At 63.8% G+C, this 2,868-nt stretch carries 4 protein-coding genes; all 4 read left to right on the top strand.

The window, feature by feature from the left end; translation table 11 throughout:
* The first annotated feature begins 287 nt into the window (after positions 1 to 287).
* Positions 288 to 1,613 (top strand): aromatic ring-hydroxylating dioxygenase subunit alpha, encoded by a 1,326-nt coding sequence (locus ACK4OE_RS25605; protein WP_409889234.1) that lies wholly within the window; start codon positions 288 to 290, stop codon positions 1,611 to 1,613.
* Between the two features lie 5 nt (positions 1,614 to 1,618).
* Complete coding sequence (locus ACK4OE_RS25600; RefSeq protein WP_108499844.1) at positions 1,619 to 2,092, top strand: aromatic-ring-hydroxylating dioxygenase subunit beta; 474 nt, start codon at positions 1,619 to 1,621, stop codon at positions 2,090 to 2,092.
* Positions 2,093 to 2,101: 9 nt separating this feature from the next.
* Complete coding sequence (locus tag ACK4OE_RS25595; protein WP_409889233.1) at positions 2,102 to 2,425, top strand: non-heme iron oxygenase ferredoxin subunit; 324 nt, start codon at positions 2,102 to 2,104, stop codon at positions 2,423 to 2,425.
* A 19-nt stretch (positions 2,426 to 2,444) separates the two neighbouring features.
* Positions 2,445 to 2,868: FAD-dependent oxidoreductase (locus ACK4OE_RS25590; protein WP_409889232.1), on the top strand; the 424-nt coding region annotated here is incomplete at its 3' end.

Genomic DNA, 2,868 nt, shown 5'->3' with positions numbered 1-2,868 from the left:
TGTTGTCACGGTGCAAGACGGTGGTTTCAACCGGAGGATGTCCCTTTCAGGCCGCTGCAGAGGGCAATAGGCAAGACCTTCATGCAGCTCGCGCAGGTTCGCCACAAACCGAACCTGGGCCGGGCAGGGTTCAGTCGGCGCGACAGTCATATTCATGTCAGTGATGTGAAACATCACCAGCGTTCCATTGACTGATATTGCTCAAACACGAATGATCGCTCCCCAGGCGCTGGGTGCATCCGTACCGGCCCCGACTGACTGGCTATGACAATAGAAGGAGACGCCTCATGCATGAATGCCCCGTCACCGTGTTCCCGCAGCAGATTCGCTGGGAGACGAACGGCACCAGCCGCATTCCCTTTCAGGCCTATACCGATGAGGCGCTGTACCGCAAGGAGCTGGACCGTTTGTTCTACAACGGGCACTGGTGCTACGTTGGCCTGGAGGCAGAGATTCCCAACGCGGGGGATTTCAAGCGCACAGTGATTGGCGAGCGCTCGGTGCTGCTGGTGCGTGACAAGGATGCTTCGATCCATGTGGTGGAAAACGTCTGCGCCCACCGGGGCATGGTGTTTTGCCGCGAGCGGCATGGCAACCGCGAGAGCCTGACCTGCCCGTACCACCAGTGGAACTACACCCTGTCGGGTGACTTGCAGGGCGTGCCGTTTCGGCGTGGCGTGAAGCAGGATGGCAAGGTCAATGGCGGCATGCCTGCAGACTTCAACCCGGCAGATCATGGGCTGACCAAGCTCAAGGTGGCCACGCGTGGCGGCGTGGTGTTTGCGTCGTTTGACCACAGCGTGGAGCCGCTGGAGGAATTCTTGGGCCCCACCATCCTGGGCTACTTTGACCGGCTGTTCAATGGCCGCAAGCTCACTATCCTGGGCTACAACCGCCAGCGCATTCCGGGCAACTGGAAGCTGATGCAAGAGAACATCAAAGACCCGTACCACCCCGGCCTGCTGCACACCTGGTTCGTTACCTTTGGGCTCTGGCGTGCCGACAACAAGTCGCAACTGCTGATGGATGCGCAGCACCGCCATGCGGCCATGGTCTCGACCCGTGGCGCGGCGGGCAAGGCGGCGGATGTGACGCAGGTGTCCAGCTTCAAGGCCAGCATGTCGCTGAATGACCCGCGCTTTTTGGACATTGCGCAGGAGGACTGGTGGGCGGGGCCGCCCCCGGCTGCCAGCGGTGGTGATGCTGCGGCGCCCAACGCACCGGCATCGGTGCCCACGGCGGTGATGATGACCGTGTTCCCCAGCGTGATTTTTCAGCAGCAGGTCAACAGCGTGTCCACGCGCCACATCCAGCCGGATGGCAAGGGGGCTTTTGATTTTGTGTGGACGCATTTCGGCTTTGAGGACGACAGCGCAGAGATGACGCAGCGCCGCCTGCGCCAGGCCAATCTGTTCGGCCCGGCGGGCTTTGTGTCGGCCGACGATGGTGAGGTGATTGAGTGGTCGCAAGAAGGCTTTGAGACCAAGCCCGCGCACCGCACGCTGGCCGAGCTGGGGGGGCGTGAGGTGGGCGACACGGACCACATGGTGACCGAGACGCTGATCCGGGGCATGTACGAATACTGGCGCAAGGTGATGGAGGCGGAGGCTTGACCATGATGGACTTCCAGACCTACTTTGAACTGAACCAGCTCTACGCCCGCTACGCCCGCGCACTCGACGCGGCGGACTGGGAGGCGTGGCCTGAATTTTTCATCGACCACTGCGTGTACAAGCTGCAGCCGCGCGAGAACCACGAGCGCGGGTTCCCGCTGGCCACGCTGGCGTTTGACAGCAAGGGCATGCTGAAAGACCGCGTCTACGGCATCCGCGAGACGCTGTTCCACGACCCCTACTACCAGCGCCATGTGGTGGGTGCGCCGCTGGTGCACAAGGTCGATGCGGATGGCCGCATCCACTGCGAGGCCAACTATGCGGTGCTGCGCACGCGCCTGTCGAAGGAATCGACGGTGTTCAACGTGGGGCGCACGCTGGATGAGGTGGTGCCCACGCCCGAGGGCCTGAAGTTCGCGTCGCGCCTCGTCGTTTACGACAGCGAGATGATCCCCAACTCGCTGATCTACCCCATCTGAGGAGCCGCCATGACGACGATGACAACGAATTGGATTGACGCCGCCGCGCACGGCGATGTGCCCGAGGATGACGTGATCGGCCTGGCCGTGGCCGGGCGCGACATTGCGCTGTATGGCGTGGGCGGCGAGGTGTTTGCCACCGACAACATGTGCACCCACGGCCATGCACGCCTGTGCGATGGGTTTCTGGAAGGGCACGAGATCGAATGCCCGCTGCACCAGGGCAAGTTTGATGTACGCAACGGCAAACCCACCTGCGCGCCCGTCACCGAGCCGCTGCGCAGCTACCCCGTGAAGATCGAGGGCGGCCGCGTGTGGCTGGCCCTGGACTGAACCTCTCAAGGAGCCCCCCATGACTGCCGAACGACCTGAGGTCGAGGCCGCCGCATTGCCGCATGAAGGCGCTAACGCGCACCCGGCCCACACCATCGTGATCGTCGGTGCGGGCCAGGCGGGCGGCTGGGCGGCGCAGACGCTGCGCAGCGAAGGCTTTGCAGGCCGTGTGGTGCTGATCGGTGACGAAGCCCACCCGCCGCACGAACGGCCACCGTTGTCGAAGGCGGTGCTCTCGGGCGCAGCAGCCCCGGAGAGTACGCGCCTCATGAAACCCGAGGCATTTGACGCCCTGGCGGTGCAATGGCGGCCCGGTGTGCAGGTGCACCGCATTGACCGCGCTGCCAAGCAGGTGCTGCTGTCGGATGGCGCGGTGCAGCCCTACGACAAGCTCATCCTGTGCACCGGGGGGCGCGCCCGGCGGCTTGCCTTGCAGGGGGCAG

Source organism: Acidovorax sp. (assembly GCF_046314175.1).
In the GTDB taxonomy this organism is placed as follows: domain Bacteria; phylum Pseudomonadota; class Gammaproteobacteria; order Burkholderiales; family Burkholderiaceae_C; genus Acidovorax.
This window is presented reverse-complemented; position numbering and strand designations above follow the sequence as displayed.